This is a genomic window from Paenibacillus sp. FSL H7-0756, from assembly GCF_038006765.1.
GTDB lineage: Bacteria > Bacillota > Bacilli > Paenibacillales > Paenibacillaceae > Paenibacillus_AQ.
Genome location: NZ_JBBOVT010000001.1, coordinates 803700 through 822072 on the forward strand (window position 1 = coordinate 803700; position 18373 = coordinate 822072).

Annotated in this window: 17 protein-coding genes; 11 read left to right on the forward strand and 6 right to left on the reverse strand. The window is 49.1% G+C overall.

Translation table 11 applies throughout. The features are described 5' to 3' along the window. Nucleotides 1–77: 77 nt before the first annotated feature. The 6 genes from gyrB to dnaA all read right to left on the reverse strand — a co-directional run bounded on the left by gyrB (nt 78) and on the right by dnaA (nt 6402). Nucleotides 78–1988: a DNA topoisomerase (ATP-hydrolyzing) subunit B gene (gene gyrB, locus NST04_RS03550; protein WP_341183173.1), complete on the reverse strand. Its 1911-nt coding sequence runs from the start codon at nt 1986–1988 to the stop codon at nt 78–80. 46 nt (nt 1989–2034) lie between these two features. After that, nucleotides 2035–2283 carry an extracellular matrix regulator RemB gene (gene remB, locus NST04_RS03555; RefSeq protein ID WP_036728071.1) on the reverse strand — a complete coding sequence of 83 codons (249 nt, stop codon included), beginning with the start codon at nt 2281–2283 and terminating at the stop codon, nt 2035–2037. 16 nt (nt 2284–2299) lie between these two features. Then, nucleotides 2300–3418: a DNA replication/repair protein RecF gene (gene recF, locus NST04_RS03560; RefSeq protein ID WP_036728069.1), complete on the reverse strand. Its 1119-nt coding sequence runs from the start codon at nt 3416–3418 to the stop codon at nt 2300–2302. A 20-nt stretch (nt 3419–3438) separates the two neighbouring features. Next, nucleotides 3439–3669 carry a S4 domain-containing protein YaaA gene (gene yaaA / locus NST04_RS03565; protein ID WP_036699885.1) on the reverse strand — a complete coding sequence of 77 codons (231 nt, stop codon included), beginning with the start codon at nt 3667–3669 and terminating at the stop codon, nt 3439–3441. 47 nt (nt 3670–3716) lie between these two features. After that, nucleotides 3717–4859: a DNA polymerase III subunit beta gene (dnaN, locus tag NST04_RS03570; protein ID WP_036699883.1), complete on the reverse strand. Its 1143-nt coding sequence runs from the start codon at nt 4857–4859 to the stop codon at nt 3717–3719. Between the two features lie 196 nt (nt 4860–5055). Continuing rightward, the gene (gene dnaA, locus NST04_RS03575; protein WP_036699882.1) at nt 5056–6402 is read right to left on the reverse strand and encodes a chromosomal replication initiator protein DnaA; all 1347 of its coding nucleotides are present in this window, start codon (nt 6400–6402) and stop codon (nt 5056–5058) included. 759 nt (nt 6403–7161) lie between these two features. Between dnaA and rpmH the strand changes: the two genes are divergently transcribed. From rpmH to NST04_RS03630, 11 genes are all read left to right on the forward strand, one after another. Beyond that, the gene (rpmH, locus tag NST04_RS03580) at nt 7162–7296 is read left to right on the forward strand and encodes a 50S ribosomal protein L34 (RefSeq protein WP_039295761.1); all 135 of its coding nucleotides are present in this window, start codon (nt 7162–7164) and stop codon (nt 7294–7296) included. Between the two features lie 480 nt (nt 7297–7776). Then, nucleotides 7777–8127 (forward strand): ribonuclease P protein component, encoded by a 351-nt coding sequence (gene rnpA / locus NST04_RS03585; protein ID WP_341183174.1) that lies wholly within the window; start codon nt 7777–7779, stop codon nt 8125–8127. 87 nt (nt 8128–8214) lie between these two features. Continuing rightward, nucleotides 8215–9153, forward strand: coding sequence for a YidC/Oxa1 family membrane protein insertase (locus NST04_RS03590; RefSeq protein WP_341183175.1), 939 nt, complete (start codon nt 8215–8217; stop codon nt 9151–9153). Next, complete coding sequence (jag, locus tag NST04_RS03595) at nt 9150–9884, forward strand: RNA-binding cell elongation regulator Jag/EloR (protein ID WP_036699874.1); 735 nt, start codon at nt 9150–9152, stop codon at nt 9882–9884. Before NST04_RS03590 ends, jag begins: the two co-directional genes overlap by 4 nt. A gap of 81 nt (nt 9885–9965) precedes the next feature. Next, nucleotides 9966–11342 (forward strand): tRNA uridine-5-carboxymethylaminomethyl(34) synthesis GTPase MnmE, encoded by a 1377-nt coding sequence (mnmE, locus tag NST04_RS03600; RefSeq protein ID WP_341183176.1) that lies wholly within the window; start codon nt 9966–9968, stop codon nt 11340–11342. 15 nt (nt 11343–11357) lie between these two features. Beyond that, nucleotides 11358–13244, forward strand: coding sequence for a tRNA uridine-5-carboxymethylaminomethyl(34) synthesis enzyme MnmG (gene mnmG, locus NST04_RS03605; protein ID WP_341183177.1), 1887 nt, complete (start codon nt 11358–11360; stop codon nt 13242–13244). Between the two features lie 3 nt (nt 13245–13247). Then, nucleotides 13248–13970, forward strand: a complete 723-nt coding sequence (gene rsmG, locus NST04_RS03610; protein ID WP_341183178.1) for a 16S rRNA (guanine(527)-N(7))-methyltransferase RsmG — start codon at nt 13248–13250, stop codon at nt 13968–13970. Nucleotides 13971–14391: 421 nt separating this feature from the next. Beyond that, nucleotides 14392–15207, forward strand: coding sequence for a nucleoid occlusion protein (noc, locus tag NST04_RS03615; RefSeq protein ID WP_036728058.1), 816 nt, complete (start codon nt 14392–14394; stop codon nt 15205–15207). 259 nt (nt 15208–15466) lie between these two features. Then, nucleotides 15467–16228: a ParA family protein gene (locus NST04_RS03620; RefSeq protein ID WP_341183179.1), complete on the forward strand. Its 762-nt coding sequence runs from the start codon at nt 15467–15469 to the stop codon at nt 16226–16228. Further along, nucleotides 16221–17063, forward strand: coding sequence for a ParB/RepB/Spo0J family partition protein (locus NST04_RS03625; protein WP_341183180.1), 843 nt, complete (start codon nt 16221–16223; stop codon nt 17061–17063). Before NST04_RS03620 ends, NST04_RS03625 begins: the two co-directional genes overlap by 8 nt. 93 nt (nt 17064–17156) lie before the next feature. Beyond that, the gene (locus NST04_RS03630) at nt 17157–18323 is read left to right on the forward strand and encodes an aminotransferase class V-fold PLP-dependent enzyme (protein WP_341183181.1); all 1167 of its coding nucleotides are present in this window, start codon (nt 17157–17159) and stop codon (nt 18321–18323) included. Nucleotides 18324–18373: the final 50 nt, after the last annotated feature.

Here is an 18373-nt window from a genome sequence, read left to right on the forward strand (position 1 = left end):
AGGCTATAAACTCTCTCTCACTAAAAAACCTCCGGCTTCATCCGCAAGGGATAATCCGGAGGTTCGCTATGTGCTCTTTAAATATCCAGGTTCTTAACCGATTGGGCATGCTCCTGAATGAATTCGCGGCGCGGTTCAACATTGTCACCCATCAGGGTATCAAAGATGCTGTCCGCCAGCATGGCGTCCTCAATGGTTACCTGCAACATGGTGCGGCTCTCAGGGTCCATCGTCGTGTCCCATAACTGAGCAGCATTCATCTCACCCAGACCCTTGTAGCGCTGTACGTTAACCTTCACGTTCTCGCCGAAGGCAGCAATGATCTCATCGCGCTCCTTCTCGGTCTGTGCATAGCGCACCACCTTGTTGCGCTCAATCTTGAAGAGCGGCGGCTGGGCGATATAGATATACCCTGCGTCGACAATCTTCCGCATATAGCGGTAGAAGAAGGTCAGCAGCAGTGTTCGGATATGGGCGCCGTCGACGTCCGCATCGGTCATGATGACAACCTTGTGGTAACGCGCCTTCGAGAGGTCGAAATCATCACTGATCCCGGTTCCGAGTGCGGTAATAATCGCCCGGATTTCAGCATTGGACAAGATCCGGTCTAGCCGGGCCTTCTCCACGTTCAGAATCTTGCCGCGCAGCGGCAGGATGGCCTGGAAGTGGCGGTCCCGGCCCTGCTTGGCAGATCCGCCGGCGGAGTCACCTTCGACGATATACAGCTCACTGATGGACGCATCCTTGGAGGAGCAGTCTGCCAGCTTGCCAGGCAGGGCGCTGACTTCAAGCGCACTTTTGCGGCGAGTCAGCTCACGGGCCTTTTTGGCCGCTTCACGGGCACGGGAAGCCTGCAATGACTTCTCCAGCACCTTACGTGAGACGGCAGGGTTCTCCTCCAGGAACTCCTGCAGCTTCTCGCCGAACAGCGATTCTACAATCCCCCGGACTTCACTGTTGCCGAGCTTGGTCTTGGTCTGACCTTCGAACTGCGGCTCAGGAATCTTGACCGAGATAATTGCCGTCAGACCCTCCCGGACATCATCCCCGGTCAGATTCTGACTGCTGTCCTTGATTACGCCGGCCTTGCGTGCGTAGTCATTAATGATCCGCGTCAAGGCACTCTTGAAGCCGGATTCATGCGTTCCGCCTTCATGGGTATTGATATTATTAGCGAACGAATAGATGTTCTCTGTGTATGAATCGTTATATTGGAGAGCCACTTCAACCGCGATCATATCCCGTGAGCCTTCCACGTAGATGGGATCCTCATGAAGAGCTTCTTTTTTCTCGTTAAGGTATTTCACATACTCCACAATACCACCTTCATACTTGAACGTATTGCTGACTCCGGTCCGTTCATCCAGAAGTGACAGCTCAATGCCCTTGTTCAAGAAGGCCAGCTCTCGGATACGGGTAAGGAGCGTGGAGTATTCAAACGTAGTCGTTTCGGTGAAAATATCCGGGTCCGGGTGGAAGGTCGTGGTGGTCCCCGTCTCCTCTGTATCCCCGATCACTCTGATGTCATATTGCGGCACGCCGCGGTTGTACTCCTGCTGGTAGACATGCCCGTCACGTTTGACAGTGACAACTACCTTCTCGGACAAGGCATTAACCACAGAGATCCCTACGCCGTGAAGACCGCCGGACACCTTGTAACCCCCGCCGCCGAACTTACCGCCTGCATGCAGGACAGTCATGACCACTTCAAGTGTGGACTTCTTCAGCTTGACGTTCTCACCAACAGGAATTCCGCGCCCGTTGTCAATAACAGTCACACTATTATTTTCAGTAATTATGACTTGAATCCGGTCGCAAAAACCTGCCAGCGCCTCATCGATACTATTATCGACAACCTCCCAGACCAAATGATGCAGACCTTTGGAGCTGGTGGAGCCAATGTACATGCCGGGACGTTTCCGAACTGCTTCCAGCCCTTCCAGTACCTGAATCTGGCTCTCATCATATGTCGGTTGATTCATTGACATGCCTTCACCTACTTCTTTCAGATTATCTCATGTAACTTGTGGAACCTTATATTTCTAACAAGATCTTGGCTCTTTTTTTGAGAGTGGAGGAGGAGATCGGGGAGTAGTAGACAGTATTCCTGGTCACGACAATAGACTTCGCTTCCTCTTCACCAATGCGTTCCAGCTTCTTATCCTGCTGGGAATGAGTCATAAACTGCTTCGATACCTTGGAGGATTTCTCAATCGATATATCAAATATAGCAATCAGCTCTGAGGATCGAATAATTTTTTCTCCGCCCAAATGAATATACATGGTCTTCCTCCGCTCTTTATAACCCCACTTTGCCGCCATGAACATGATACAGGATTGCACCCTTTAATTTATCAGCATTCAGTCCCTCAACACCGGTCGCAGTGATGAAGGTCTGCACCTTGCTCTGAAAAGTTTCGATAAGCTGGGTCTGACGATAGGGATCAAGTTCGGACAAAACATCATCAAGAAGCAGCACAGGGTATTCTCCAATCTCCTCATGGATCAGTTCAATTTCCGCCAGCTTGAGCGATAAAGCTGCCGTACGTTGCTGCCCCTGGGAACCGTAGACCTGAGCTTCTCTTCCGTTGATAAAAAAGGACAGGTCATCCCGATGGGGACCCGTCAGCGTCATGCCGCGCCTGATTTCCTGATCTCTTGTTTGTGATAACTTTAACATAAATTTGTCCAATAAGACAGCTTCATCTTCCTCTTCACGCTCACCAAACGAGGGGACATAGAGCAGTTTGAGCTCTTCTCCGCCGTTTGTGATGCCACGGTGGATGCTTTCTGCCCATATCTGCAGCTTCTTTATGAATTGTTTCCTTTTTTTGACGATTTTAACACCATGTTCTACAAGTTGGGCATCCCAGATGTCCAGAAGCTCCCGGCCGCCAGCCTCCTTGCCCCATAACTGCTTCAGCAGATTGCCGCGCTGGAGGAGAATTTTCTGGTACTGCTGCAGATGAAACAGGTAGCTCGGCTGAACCTGGCCAATCTCCATATCAAGGAACCGGCGCCGGATGCCCGGGGTACCTTTGACAATCTCCAGATCCTCCGGGGCAAACATCACCACGTTCAGCGAGCCTACGAATTCACTGAGCCGGCGCTGCTCCAGTCCGTTAATTCTGGCCTTCTTGCCCTGCGGGGACAGGGTCAGCTCCAGCTTAAGATCCCCATATTTGCGCTCTACTTCAGCAACAATCTGCGCGGAGCCCGCCGGGGCATCGAAGGAGATCAGCTCCTTGTCCTTGGAGGTCCGGTGGCTTTTGGTCATCGCGAGGACAAACAAAGCCTCCATGAGATTGGTTTTACCCTGGGCGTTCTGTCCGAGAATGAGATTCACATCGCCCAGATGCTCAAGACGCAGCAGCCCATAGTTGCGGTAATCCTGCAGTCCGATATTTTTGACAAACAAGAGCCTGTTCCTCCTTAGGGTTACTCCTCCTTGACTCCGCCGCCCTCAACTTCAAACACGCCGTTATCCTGTACCTCGATAGTATCACCCGGGTAGAGCTTCCGGCCACGCCGTTCTTCCACCTCACCGTTCACCTGCACATGTCCTTCCTGCAGCAGCGCCTTGGCCATCCCCCCTGTGGATACACAATCAGAGAGCTTCAGGAACTGGTCGAGCTTAATATATCCACTGTGGATAACTATTTTTTTCATGTTTTTGATCCTTTCGGCCACTTATCCACATGTTCATGAACAGGGCGTTAATTAGTTGTCCGGTATGGCAAAATCACATACAGGCTGCGGCTCTCATCGAGCGGTCTGAGAATAATCGGACTCATCATGCCGGTGAAGGCGATTACGAGCTGCTCGCTCTCGACCACCTTCAGCACATCGAGCATATATTTGGAGTTGAAGGAGATGCGCAGCGGCTCGCCTTTGAAATCCATGACTTCCAGCTCTTCACGAACCTTCCCTAGCTCGGAGGAGCTGGAGGAGATCTCCACATCGCCGTTCTCCAGGGTCTGCATCCGGACGATGTTCGTTTTCTCTTCACGGGACAGCAAATAAGCGCGGTCGATCGATTCGCTTAATTTTTTTGTGTCCAAGGTTAGTTCTGTTTTGTAGGTGGTTGGAATAATTCTAGAAGTATCCGGATAAATGCCATCCAGAATCCGCGAATAGAACAGCACTTTGTCGATTTTGAACAGCACCTGGTTATCTGCGACGACAATATCCACCAGCATATTCTGATCAGGGATAATTTTGCTGAGCTCGTTCAGCGTTTTGCCGGCAATGACAATATTCGCGAACTGGATATTCTCTGTACCCTCCAGGTGTGCAGCTCTGGTGGCGAGCCTGTGGCGGTCGGTAGCCGTGAATTTGAATTCATTGTCGGCCAGATTCCACAGAATGCCTGTCAGGATCGGTGTTGTCTCTTGAGTGGAGATGGAGAAGGCGGTCTGCTTGATCATATTCTTCAGCAAATCACCGGGCATGGAGATGGTTTCATTCTCCTCAATGCTTGGCAGAACAGGGAATTCTTCAGGATCGAGACCCACAATCTGAATCTCCGTAGAGCCGGAGGAGATGTAGGTCTGGAAGCCTTCCTTGACTTCCATGTGAATTTCTTTGGAGGGAAGCTTCTTGATAATCTCAACGAAAAATTTGGCAGGGAGCACTACGCTGCCCGGCTGCTCTACCTTGACGATCGTCTGGCTGTCATTCTCGGCGGGGATAAAGGACTGAATGGAAATATCCGTATCGCTTGCAGTCAGCGTAACGCCCTGATGGCTAACCTCAAACTTGATACCGGTCAGAATAGGGATAGTTGTTCTGCTGGAGATTGCTTTGGAGACATGTCCGATGGATTCGTTAAGTTCATTTTTGAGAATGCTGATTTTCATGATTTCACTCCTAGCTGAAAAATTGGGAAATGGGTGTACGTAAATGCTCTTTGAAACCTGCTCTTAGAAGATGAATTATTATAGTTATTTAATAGTATTAGTAGTAGGGGCTCCGTTTATGTGGATAAGTCGCTAAACAGCATAAAATTAAGCCTACCCACATGTGTATAGATTGTGTATAGGCTCTTTGTTCCTCTTAGGAAGGATTTTTAATTTTCTCCGAAAGATTATTTACCACTTTATAGAGCTCCTGGTCTACCTTTAATTGCTGCGTAATCTTCTCATGGGCATGAATAACGGTCGTATGGTCGCGTCCTCCGAAGGCCTCGCCGATCTTAGGAAGCGAATAATCCGTCAGCTCACGGGAGAGATACATGGCAATCTGCCTTGGAAAAGCCACAGCCTTCGTGCGTTTCCGCGCTTTGAAGTCCTCCATGCGCAAATTGTAGTATTCACCGACTTTTTGCTGAATATCGTTAATGGTGATCATCTTCGGACGGCTCGAAGGAATGATATCCTTCAGCGCTTCAGCTGCCAGATGTGTCGTCACATCCTGGTTCGTCAGGGAAGAATAAGCCACTACACGGATCAGCGCGCCTTCAAGCTCCCGGATATTCGTGTCGATCTGGTTGGCGATATACATCATGGCTTCGTTCGGGATATCCAGGTTCTCCGCCTTGGCCTTCTTGCGCAGAATGGCAATCCGCGTCTCAAGATCAGGAGGCTGGATATCTGTAATCAGTCCCCATTCGAACCGGGAACGCAGCCGTTCCTCCAGCGTAGGAATTTCCTTGGGAGGGCGGTCGCTGGAGATAATAATTTGCTTGCGTTCTTCATGAAGAGCATTGAACGTATGGAAAAATTCCTCCTGCGTTGACTCCTTGCCGGCCAGGAATTGGATGTCGTCAATCAGCAAAATGTCAACGTTGCGGTACTTGTTGCGGAAGCTTTCGCCGCGGTTGTCACGGATGGAGTTGATGAATTCATTCGTGAATTTCTCGGAGGAGATGTAAATCACCTTGTTGTTGGGGTTATGCTCCAGCACATAATGGCCGATCGCATGCATCAGGTGAGTCTTTCCGAGACCTACGCCTCCATACAGAAACAGAGGGTTATAGGCTTTGGCCGGCGCTTCGGCTACAGCAAGGGAGGCTGCATGCGCAAAACGGTTGCCTGAACCGATCACGAACGTGTCGAAGGTGTATTTGGGATTGAGCAAATGCGTCTGTGCTTCTTCGCGCGAAACAACGGGAGTAGGCGCACTTTGCTGAACCACAGGCTCAGAGGGTTTGTTCTCCTCAATGACAAATTTGACTTCCACCTGCTGTCCGGTAACTTCATATACCGTTGCTCCTACCAGTTTGGTATAGCGACTTTCCAGCCATTCTACGGCAAAGGTTGTAGGCGCCGAGATGATTAGAGCCTGGGAATTGAACGTCATGGCCTTGGTGGCCTTGAACCAGGTATCAAAGCTCGGCTTGCTTAGTTTGGTTTGAATAATCGATAATATTTGCTGCCATAATTCGGAAGTATGGCTGTCCACAGACTGTCACTCCTTTAAATCTTCCAAATGTGGCATCAGCCATGAAGTGGAAATGTCGAAGAAAATGGGTTGGTGCTGAATCTTATCCCCAGTATGCAACTTCAAGAGACAAAAAAATATGGATAAATTTGAATTGTTCACAACTTTATCCACAGCTTGTTGATAATTTATTGAACAAACAAATCTATTCACATTCAAAAGTAATACCATCATAGCAAAACGCCCCTTATTTTTCAATGAGCGACGCTATTTTATCCACAAATTCAATCACTTGTGTATAATTTTTAGGCACACCACTACATATTGTTGATAATTTGTTTACCGTTCGACAGTTTCCGCGATCGTGCCAATTTTTTTATACACAGGTTGTACTCACCTGTGAGCAAAATCCGCCCGGAATTAATCACAGGTGGATAACTGGACAAGCCTGTGGATTATTATTTTGGATGTGTTCCTTTGTGGATAAGCGGTTCAGGGTTTGAATTAGTTAAGAGGCGGGGCGCCCTGGGGATAAGACTCAGGCTTTCGGGCTGGTCCCAAAAATGAGGGCACAAGGGGAGCAACCTGAAAAAGAGGGAGAAAGAGAGATGGTTGACTTTTAGCGCAAAAATATGTTTAAATATATAAAGGTGTTTTCTGTGAGGATATGTCTCCAAATTAAATTGATAATACTTGTAGATACTGTCCCTACTTTAAGGACGGCTTAGTCCGTTTCTGCTTATATGACAGTAATTAGTTCCTGTAAGGGAGGTGCAATACATGAGACCGACGTTCAGACCAAATGTGAGCAAACGCAAAAAGGTGCATGGTTTCCGCAAAAGAATGAGCACGAAAAACGGCCGCAAAGTGCTGGCAGCCCGCCGCTTGAAAGGCAGAAAAGTTTTGAGTGCGTAAGATAGGCCACTTTGGGACCACTGCTGTGGTCCTTTTTTACGCTTTATTTGCAGAATGCATCAGCTGTTTTTATTTCTCTTCTATATATAGCGCAGAATGCGATGACGCTCAGCGAGCGGATAACCCACGCATGACTTCTGCTGCGGCAACAATAAATGATAGGCTCTGCAGGGGATGTTAACGCTACTGCGGGGCTTTTTTTAAAATATAAGAATTTATATGTTGCACACGATAACTTATCCTTCTATTTCTCGCTGAAACGGTACCGTCCTTAAAAAGGACGGCAAAGCCGTTTCCACTTGAAGATATAAGAATTCAAATTCACATGATTGTAGCTTCCACAAGCTGTCTATGTTTGTCGGCAGGGGATCTCCAGGGCCGCCGAGGTAACTGTTTATGGTCTCCCTTGAATGACAATACTAATTAGAAGATGAAATTCCGGAGCCTGGAGCAATTCCGGTATTTGAATAGGAGATTTCCGTGCGCAAAAGTTTACGATTACGAAACCGTGCCGACTTCAGCCGCGTATACCGCCATGGGAAGTCATTTGCGAATCATCAGTATGTGGTATATTGGTTCCCCAGAAGAGAAGTGGAACGATTCCGCGTGGGCATATCCGTCAGCAAGAAGGTCGGGAATGCCGTAGTCCGCAACCGGATGAGAAGGCTGGTCAAGGAGATTGTACGTCATCACGAGGCGGAAATTGCCGGCAATCTGGATATCGTTTTCATTGTCAGAAAAGGAGCGCTCTCCAAGGATTACGCCGAGCTGGAGAAAAGCGTGCTGCATGTGCTGCGCAAAGCCAAGCTGCTCAAGGCTTTACGCAAGTAAAAGAGCCTGAAGAGGGCTTGTTTATTTGTATCCATAATTATGTTATGATTTACGGTGCAATGGAATGTTTATGAGAGGGGTTTTGAAGTGTCTCTAATGAAGACTAAGCGAGGAAAAATGTTTCTTCTCCTCGGGTTAATGGTTCTAATGATCGCTGTTCTGTCGGGATGCTCTCCGTCTGCGACAACAGTGACGCACACTACGGAGGATTTGAAAAATGGAGGCTTCTGGCAGAGTAATGTTGTGTATTATTTCGCCATTGCCCTGGATACTTTCGCGAAGTGGTTCAACGGCCAGTATGGTCTAGCCGTTCTAGTAATGGTTATCATTGTCCGCACGCTGATTCTTCCGCTTACGATTAAGCAGGTCAAGAGCTCGCGTGCCATGCAGGCAATTCAGCCGGAACTTGAGAAGATTAAGAAAAAATATAAAGATGAGCCCGAAAAGGTACAGCAGGAAACAATGCGCCTGTTCCAGGAGAACAAGGTCAATCCGATGGCGGGCTGTCTGCCGCTGATCGTGCAAATGCCAATCTTCATCGCCCTATACAACTCGATCTACTACAATCCGGATCTTAGATTACATGACTTCCTGTGGCTGCAGCTCGGCAAACCCGATCACCTGTTCATCCTGCCGCTCCTTGCCGCTGCTACGACATTTATTCAGACCCGTATGATGACCAAAATGAACCCGGTACAACAGCAGGGTCCAATGCAGTTCATGATGATGGTATATCCGGTTCTGATTTTCATCATGTCCTACAACTTCCCGTCTGCACTTCCGCTGTACTGGTTCTATAGCAATCTGTACACCATCATTCAGAACTACTTCTTGTACCGCAACAATGATAAGCACAAAGCAGCACTTGCCGCTGCCACCGCTACGGCCAATGCAGGCAACAGCAAGGCCAAAGATGTTAACCTGACGAAGAGCAAGAACAGCAACTCTAACGCCCGCAAAGATGTAACTCCTACTGCTAAAGGAAACGGAAGCAATGGGAAGAAGGGGGTCAAAAAGTCAAAATGAGCAAAGTCGTCGCGACAGGGAAAACCATTGAAGAAGCTGTAGAACGGGGACTTAATCAGCTTGGAGTTCACAAGGACCGGGTAACGGTCAACGTACTTGAACAGCCGTCAAAAGGATTCCTTGGATTGATCGGTGCGAAGGGTGCCAAGGTGGAATTGACCTTGATCCCGGAAGCCGCACCGGCATCAGCGGCGAGTGCTCCGCTACTGTCTCAGCAGACAACAAGAGAGAGCAATACAGAGGCGATCAGCGGTGTACCGCGCCAGGATTCCGGACACCCGGTGGAAGAAGCATACGGCCAGGCCGTTCATTTCATTGTAGATGTCGCCAAGAGCATGGGGCTCGAGGTGGAAGTTGAAATCGTTCATGCCAAGGAATCAACTGTTCTGCAAATTTCCGGTCCGGAGCTTGGGCTGCTGATTGGCAGAAGAGGACAAACTCTTGATGCTTTGCAGTATTTGGCTAATATTGTGGCCAACCGGTATTCTGACAGCTTCATCCGGCTCGTGCTGGATGCGGAGAACTTCCGGGAGCGCCGCAAGAAGACATTGGAGGAACTGGCTGACCGTCTGGCCGGGCGTGTGGTGAGGACCCGCAAAGAGGTGGTTCTGGAGCCCATGTCCCCGCAGGAACGCAAGATCATCCATTCCAGATTACAGGATCACAAGCAGGTGAACACCCTCAGCAAGGGTGAAGAGCCGAACCGCCGCGTCGTTATAACTTTGAAGTAGAACTACATGCCGCAATGACTCCTTGACCTATGCGAGGAGTCATTGTTTTTTTAAATACCAAATCCTGAGGTGAATTACAACATGCTTAGTGACACTATTGCCGCTGTATCGACAGCCTTGGGTGAGGGCGGTATTGCCATCATCCGGGTTAGCGGACCGCAGGCAATCCCCCAAGTTGCCCCCTTGTTCAAAAGCCGTATCCCCCTTCCGGAAGCTGAGTCCCATACCGTGCATTATGGACATATCATTAGTCCGCAGGACGGGGAACAGCTGGAAGAGGTGCTGGTAACAGTCATGAAGGGACCGCGTTCTTTTACCACGGAGGATGTGGTGGAGATCAGCGCCCATGGCGGTGTAATCTCTGTAAGAAGAGTAATGGATCTGCTGCTGCAGCAGGATATCCGGCTGGCCGAGCCGGGAGAGTTCACGAAGCGCGCCTTTTTGGGCGGGCGGATTGATCTGTCGCAGGCCGAGGCCGTGATTGATCTGATTCGTTCCAAGTCGGACCGGGCTTTCTCAGTTGCTCTCAAGCAGGTTAGCGGCTCGTTATCCGCACGTATCCATGAGCTTCGGCACACCCTTATTGAGACACTGGCCCATATTGAAGTGAATATTGATTACCCTGAGCATGATGTGGAATCCTTAACTGCTGATTTCATCAAGGATAAGAGTCAAGAGGTTATGCAAGGCATAGATAAGCTGCTTCGAACCGCCAATGAAGGAAAGATTCTGCGCGAAGGGATTACTACAGCTATTGTAGGCAGGCCCAATGTCGGGAAATCCTCGCTGCTGAACGCGCTTGCCCGCGACAACAAGGCGATTGTGACCGACATTCCGGGAACAACGCGTGATGTGATAGAAGAGTATGTAACGATTAATAATATCCCGCTGAAGCTGCTGGATACTGCCGGTATCCGTGAGACGATGGATGTGGTGGAGAGAATCGGTGTGGAGCGCTCGAAGGCGGCTTTCAGCGATGCGGATCTGATTCTGCTGGTGCTGAATGCCAATGAGGAGCTTCATGAGGATGAACTGGCACTGATGGAACAAATCCACGGTAGACAAGCGCTGGTCATCATGAATAAAATGGACTTACCGTCCCGGCTGGATACGGGGAAGCTGAGCTCCTTTTTCGATGAAGCGAGCATTGTACCGATGTCGGTGCTGCAAGAGGAAGGACTAGACACACTGGAAGAGGCGATCTCCGCACTGTTCTTCGGGGGCAAGCTGGAATCGGGCGATCTGACCTATGTAAGCAATGTAAGGCATATAGCCTTACTTAAGAAGGCATATAAATCGCTACAGGATGCTTATGAAGCAGCGGAGATGCTGATTCCTATAGATATGATACAGATTGATGTACGTCTGGCCTGGGAGCAGCTCGGAGAGATTATTGGAGATACGGCAGCTGATTCGCTGCTGGACCAGATCTTCTCGCAATTCTGCCTCGGCAAATAAGAAGGAGGAACCGTTATGAATTATGATGGAGGCAGCTATGACGTTATCGTCATCGGCGCCGGTCATGCCGGCTGCGAAGCAGCCCTGGCTGCTGCACGGATGGGCTGCCGCACACTGATGATTACAATTAACCTGGATATGGTGGCTTTCATGCCATGTAATCCATCGATTGGCGGACCCGCCAAGGGTCATGTGGTGCGTGAAATTGATGCACTGGGCGGGGAAATGGGCCGCAATATAGATAAGACCTTCATTCAGCTGCGAATGCTTAATACGGGCAAGGGACCTGCCGTTCACGCCTTGCGTGCACAAGCAGACAAGTTCCTCTATCAGCATGCGATGAAAGAAACGATGGAGAAGACTCCTAACCTGACTTTGCGCCAAGGGATGGTGGAAGAGCTGATCGTGGAGGACGGACGCTGCGCCGGAGTGGTGACGAAGACCGGGACGGTATATCACAGCAAGACCGTTATTCTGACAACCGGGACCTATCTGCGCGGCAAAGTGATTATGGGTGAGCTGACGTATGAGAGCGGACCAAATAATCAGCAGCCGTCCGTACGCCTGTCCGAGAATCTGCGTGAACTGGGCTTCGATTTGGTCCGCTTCAAGACCGGAACGCCGCCGCGTGTCCACAAGGATTCGATTGATTTCTCCAAGACGGAAATCCAGCCGGGCGATGAGAAGCTGAAATTCTTCTCTTTTGAAACCAAATCCTCGGATAATGAGCAGTTGCCTTGCTGGCTGACCTACACTTCTCCGGTAACCCACCAGATCATCAATGACAATCTGCACCGGGCGCCGATGTTCACGGGTATTATTGAAGGAACGGGTCCGCGTTATTGCCCTTCCATTGAAGATAAGGTCGTCCGGTTCAGTGATAAATCACAGCATCAGATCTTCCTGGAGCCGGAAGGTAAAAATACATCGGAATACTATGTACAAGGTCTGTCGACAAGCCTTCCTGAGGATGTGCAGCTGGCGGTCCTGCGGTCTATTCCCGGTATGGAAAAGGTAGAGATGATGCGCAACGGCTATGCCATTGAATATGATGCTATGGTTCCTACGCAGCTCTGGCCGTCTCTGGAAACCAAACGTCTGCCGGGACTATTCACTGCAGGACAAATCAACGGCACCTCCGGCTACGAGGAAGCGGCAGGGCAAGGTGTAATTGCCGGAATCAATGCAGCGCGTAAAGTACAGGAGAAAGAGCCGGTGGTGCTGGATCGTTCGCAGGGCTATATCGGCGTTCTGATTGATGATCTAGTTACTAAGGGAACGAATGAACCTTATCGCCTGCTGACTTCCCGTGCGGAATACCGGCTGCTGCTCCGTCATGACAATGCAGATCTCCGCCTGACACCAATCGGCTATGACATTGGGCTGATTACAGAGCAGCGCTATGAAGCGTTCCTTGATAAGAAGGGCCGGGTGGACCGTGAGATTATCCGTCTGCAGGAGACGAAGGTTAAACCGGTACAAGTGAATGAAGCCCTAGCCAGTTATGGTTCTGCACCAATTGTAGATGGTAGTAACCTGCTGACCTTAATGCGCCGCCCTGAGTTAGCCTACAGCTTCGTGGATCTCATCTCTCCTTCTCCAGAGGAGCTGGATGAAGAGATGAAGGAGCAGGTAGAGATCCAGATTAAGTATGCCGGCTATATTGAGAAACAGCTCCAGCATGTAGAGAAGCTGCAGAAGATGGAGCAGAAGAAGATTCCTGACGATATCAACTATAATGAGATTCATGGACTGGCCATGGAGGCGCGGCAAAAACTGACCAAAATCGCTCCCATCTCGATAGGGCAGGCTTCGCGTATCGGAGGCGTTACTCCGGCAGATATCTCAATTCTGCTGGTCTATCTGGAGCACTACAACCGTGTAACAGCGGCGAAAGGATAATCTATGGATACAACGGTAGCCGAGTTCACCTCCCTGCTCAAGGAGCATGGGCTGGAACTCTCAATGAAGCAGCTTGAACAATTTGAACTCTATTATCAGGAACTGGTCTCCTGGAATGAGAAGATGAATCTAACCGGGATTACAGAGCGGAGCCAGGTATATACCAAACACTTCTATGATTCTTTATCTTTAGCCTTCTATGTGAATATGGAGGAGACGAAGAGTCTTGCTGATATCGGCTCGGGGGCAGGGTTCCCTGGCATTCCGCTAAAAATATGCTTCCCTGATCTCAAGCTGACGATTGTGGATTCACTTAGCAAACGGATCACCTTCCTGCAGCATGTCTGTGATACTCTGGGGTTGAAGGGTGTAAAGCTCATTCACGGCCGGGCTGAGGATGTCGCCCGACAGTTTGTTCACCGGGATGCTTATGATGTTGTCACTGCCCGTGCGGTGGCCCGCTTATCGCTTCTGAATGAATTCTGTCTGCCATTCACCCGTAAGGAGGGCATCTTCGCTGCCATGAAGGGGAGTGATCCGACGGAGGAACTTCAAGAGGCCAAGCGCAGCTTCAAGGAACTGCGTGCTGAATTGCATAAGGTAGAATCCTTCAGTCTGCCAGTGGAAGAATCTTCCCGCCATATCATTCTTGTACGTAAGACTGGGGCCACTCCGTCGAAGTATCCGCGTAAGCCCGGCGTACCTGCGAAGTCGCCGCTCATCTAATTGTTTCACGTGAAACAACATTTGACAGTCTTCTGTTATACTGGATCAAGCTCATGCGAAAGTGAGCTTGATCTTTTTTTAATAGATAAGAATTTATAAGTTTGGGGTCCCCGCAAAGTACCTGAGTCAACATCGAAGCTAAAGCCCCATTTTGCGGGGGAGTTTTTGTGGAAAGCAGGGTCAATTCAGGGTGGTTTGCAGGAAAAATAGGTCATTATGGAGAATAGGATTATTAGTGGAAAAGTGATAGAATAATATAGTAAGACTTTTAATAGATGTGATCAGAATGAATGCCAGGCCGTCTTATAAGAGAAGCAGCTATAAATGACTTATGGATACTTTTCTTACGCTGTACGATAAGCTTTTCGCATGAAAGGTTGAGAGGATCGTACTATAACGAAATTAGGTGGTTATGAACGGAATGAAAGAACAATTCACCAAGCTTTTTGGATTTACCGAGCGGAGCAGCGGAGAAGAGATCAAACAAATCCCGGTTCATGAGGTCATCAGCAGTCCGTATCAGCCACGGACTATTTTCGATGATGAGAAGATCGACGAGTTGTGTCAGACTATCAAAACTCATGGCGTGATCCAGCCGATCGTTGTTCGTATGCGTGATTCCCAGTATGAGATTATTGCAGGCGAAAGACGCTGGCGGGCAGTTAAAAAGCTGGGCATGGACACTATTCCGGCGCTTGTCCGCGAATTCAATGATTCACAGGCTGCATCGATCGCACTGATCGAGAACTTGCAGCGTGAGGGCTTAACCTCTATTGAAGAGGCGATCGCGTATCAGAAGCTGATTGACTTGCATCAATTGACCCAGGAGAGTCTGGCTCAGCGGCTTGGCAAAAGCCAATCCACCATTGCCAACAAAATCCGCTTGCTGAATTTGCCTGAACAGGTTAAGACGGCATTAATGGAAAGAAAAATCACCGAGCGCCATGCACGCTCGCTCTTGTCGCTAGACACTGAGGAAATGCAGCTTAAGGTTCTGGCTGAGGTTATTTCCAAGGAATTGAATGTAAAACAAACGGAAGCACGTATCGCCTTCTACAAGGCCGTTACCCAGACCAAAAAATCAAAACGGACCTCCTATACCAAAGATGTCCGTCTCGCTCTTAATACAATCCGCCAATCTATAGACATGGTGACCGGCTCAGGAATGGAGATTAAGACCTCCGAGAATGACCGCGGAGATCATTATGAGATTGTAATCCAAATTCCAAAACGATAATGGTAACAAAAGCTGAAGGCGGCCCTGAGGTGTTGGCCGCCTTTTGTATGACTAGCTCCGAACGTTATCCCATATACACTCTAAGGATAATTTGTTGTCTATTTTCAAATATAAGAATTTATATGTAAAAGGACTGTAATGCCGTTTCCACTTGTTTGTCTACATCGCCGCAAGCGTGATGCCGTAGAACCAGATTATTATGCCGTTAACAGCTAAGAACTACAAGATGATTCTTTCTAAACAATTCGAGGTGAAATAAGTGTCCAAGATTATTGCCATAGCAAATCAAAAAGGCGGGGTAGGTAAAACAACAACCTCTGTGAACCTGGGTGCCAGCATGGCTACTCTGGGGAAGAGAGTGCTGCTTGTTGATATTGATCCGCAAGGCAACACTACGAGCGGCGTTGGTGTCAACAAAGCGGATGTAGAGAATTGCATTTATGATATTCTTATTAATGAAGCAAATCCGCAGGAAACGATTCAAGAGACCCGGATTGAGGGCCTTCATATTATTCCGGCAACCATTCAGCTGGCAGGAGCAGAGATCGAGCTGGTCTCTACGATATCGCGGGAATTGAAGCTGAAGAAAGCACTGAATGCAGTGAAGGCGAATTATGATTACATCATCATAGATTGCCCGCCATCATTAGGGATTCTTACCATTAACTCTCTAACAGCTGCAGACTCAGTGATCATCCCTATACAATGTGAATATTATGCGCTTGAAGGACTAAGCCAGTTGCTCAATACTGTCAGACTGGTTCAGAAGAATCTTAATCCGCATCTCAAAATAGAGGGAGTATTGCTCACGATGCTGGATGCCCGGACCAATCTTGGGATTCAGGTGATTGAAGAAGTGAAAAAATATTTCCAGGAAAAGGTATACAGAACAATTATCCCGCGTAATGTACGCTTAAGCGAAGCCCCTTCACATGGACAGTCAATTATTACCTACGATTCCCGTTCCAAGGGAGCGGAAGTATATTTAGAGTTGGCAAAGGAAGTGATCTCTTATGAGTAAACGTTTGGGGAAAGGCTTGGATGCATTAATCCCTTCTCTGTCGATTAATGAGGACGACAAGGTAGTAGAGATTCCGTTGTCACAGCTTAGAGCCAATCCTTATCAGCCGCGCAAGGATTTCAATGAAGAGGCTATTCAGGAGCTTGCAGAATCCATAAGACAGCATGGAGTGATCCAGCCGATCATTGTTCGCAGTGTGTTGAAAGGGTATGAGATTATTGCCGGGGAACGCAGATTCCGGGCCTCGCAATATTGCGGTAAAGCTACGATTCCGGCAGTGGTCCGCAGCCTCAGTGATCAGCAGGTGATGGAGATTGCCTTGATCGAGAACCTCCAGCGTGAGAATCTTAACGCGATGGAAATAGCGGTTGCTTATCAAGGACTGATGGATCAATTCGCGCTGACTCAGGAAGAGCTTTCTCTTAAAGTCGGAAAGTCCAGATCGCATATCGCCAACTTTTTGCGGTTGCTTAGCTTACCGGAAGAAGTGAAGGATTATGTTTCACGTGGAACAATTTCGATGGGGCATGCCCGGGCAATTGTGGCTCTGAAAGATCCGGAGGTCATCAAGCAATTGGCTGCACAGTGTGTGGAGCTTCAGTGGAGTGTTAGAGAACTGGAAGAGGTAGTGAAGAATCTTGACCGCAAACCAGCTAACGGAATTAAAGCCAAGGTTGTGAAACGTGATCCCTATATTGATAATGTAGAGGAAGTATTACGGGAGCGGTTCAAGACAACCGTCAAAATTAAACAAGGTAAGGAAAAAGGGAAAATCGAATTAAACTATTACAGTGCCCAAGACCTGGAAAGATTGCTGGAGCTGCTGGGGAACTGATTTGGATATTTGTACCGAAGACATATCCTGAGATATCCTTAATACGGATATGGAGGGGTATGTTTTTTAAATCGAAAAGAGGGAGGGTGGAAGATGGAGAGGCTGGTATATCTCGATCACGCAGCTACTTCGTGGCCTAAGCCGCCGGAGGTGGCTGCAGCTATGATGGAGGCTTTGGAGCAGTCAGGGGCAAATGCCGGGCGGGGCAACCACTCACTGGCTATCGGGACGGGTCGGGTATTGGTTCGTACGCGGATGCTGCTGGCAGAGTTGTTTGGTGTAGCGAATGCCCAGGATATCGCATTTACTCATAACACAACTATGGGGCTAAATATGGCTATTAAGGGTACACTTCAACCAGGGGATCATGTCGTGTCAACGATGACGGAGCATAACTCTGTGCGCAGACCCTTGGAGTATTTGCGCCGGAGCATCGGCATTGAAGTGGATTATATACAGGCGGACCGCGAGGGTCAAATCAATCTTCAGGAGCTTCAGCGTTCTCTGCGTCCTAACACCCGGATGGTGATCTGCAATCATAGCTCCAATCTGCTGGGAAGCATTCTGCCGATTGGGGATATCGGTGATATAGTGAAGTCACATGGAGCTGTGTTCCTGGTTGATGCGGCTCAAAGTGCAGGAGCATTGAATATTGATGTGGCGGCCATGAATATTGATCTGCTGGCATTTCCGGGACACAAAGGGCTGCTCGGCCCGCAAGGAACCGGGGGGCTGTATATCTCTCCTGGGCTGGATCTGGAACCGCTGATGCATGGAGGGACTGGCAGTCAATCGGAGAATAGCGAGCAGCCCCATGTCCGTCCGGACCGTTATGAGGCAGGGACACAGAATGCCGTCGGTATAGCCGGTTTGCTGGCTGGCGTGAAGGCGGTTAAGGCACTGGGAGTGGAACAGATTCATATGCAGGAATGGAAGCTGACACAGCTCTTGATGGAGGGCTTGGCTGCTATTCCGGGTATGCGGATTCTGGGCCCGGCCCCAGGCGAGCCGCGAAGCGGAATTGTGGCTTTTGTCGTAGAGGGGCAGGAATCTGCGCATATTGCCCACCGGCTGGACCGCGAATACCAGATTGCTGTACGTGCAGGCATGCACTGTACACCGCTGGCCCATCAGGCTGCAGACACTTTGGATAGCGGAGCGGTTAGGGCAAGTGTGGGAGTAAGCTCCACTGAAGCGGATGTTCAGCGGCTGCTGTTAGCCATGGAGGAAATGTACGGCGTATCGCGTTCAAACGAATAAGTGGATAAGGATTCAAGTGGATTATACAGGTCGGTGTTGTTGCAGCGTAG

What these genes read in the sequence shown, in the direction of transcription:
- gyrB (WP_341183173.1), bottom strand. Translation starts at nt 1,988, where the DNA reads ATGTCAATGAATCAACCGACATATGATGAGAGCCAGATTCAGGTACTG.
- remB (WP_036728071.1), bottom strand. Translation starts at nt 2,283, where the DNA reads ATGTATATTCATTTGGGCGGAGAAAAAATTATTCGATCCTCAGAGCTG.
- yaaA (WP_036699885.1), bottom strand. Translation starts at nt 3,669, where the DNA reads ATGAAAAAAATAGTTATCCACAGTGGATATATTAAGCTCGACCAGTTC.
- dnaN (WP_036699883.1), bottom strand. Translation starts at nt 4,859, where the DNA reads ATGAAAATCAGCATTCTCAAAAATGAACTTAACGAATCCATCGGACAT.
- rpmH (WP_039295761.1), top strand. Translation starts at nt 7,162, where the DNA reads ATGAGACCGACGTTCAGACCAAATGTGAGCAAACGCAAAAAGGTGCAT.
- jag (WP_036699874.1), top strand. Translation starts at nt 9,150, where the DNA reads ATGAGCAAAGTCGTCGCGACAGGGAAAACCATTGAAGAAGCTGTAGAA.
- mnmE (WP_341183176.1), top strand. Translation starts at nt 9,966, where the DNA reads ATGCTTAGTGACACTATTGCCGCTGTATCGACAGCCTTGGGTGAGGGC.
- mnmG (WP_341183177.1), top strand. Translation starts at nt 11,358, where the DNA reads ATGAATTATGATGGAGGCAGCTATGACGTTATCGTCATCGGCGCCGGT.
- rsmG (WP_341183178.1), top strand. Translation starts at nt 13,248, where the DNA reads ATGGATACAACGGTAGCCGAGTTCACCTCCCTGCTCAAGGAGCATGGG.
- noc (WP_036728058.1), top strand. Translation starts at nt 14,392, where the DNA reads ATGAAAGAACAATTCACCAAGCTTTTTGGATTTACCGAGCGGAGCAGC.
- NST04_RS03625 (WP_341183180.1), top strand. Translation starts at nt 16,221, where the DNA reads ATGAGTAAACGTTTGGGGAAAGGCTTGGATGCATTAATCCCTTCTCTG.
- NST04_RS03630 (WP_341183181.1), top strand. Translation starts at nt 17,157, where the DNA reads ATGGAGAGGCTGGTATATCTCGATCACGCAGCTACTTCGTGGCCTAAG.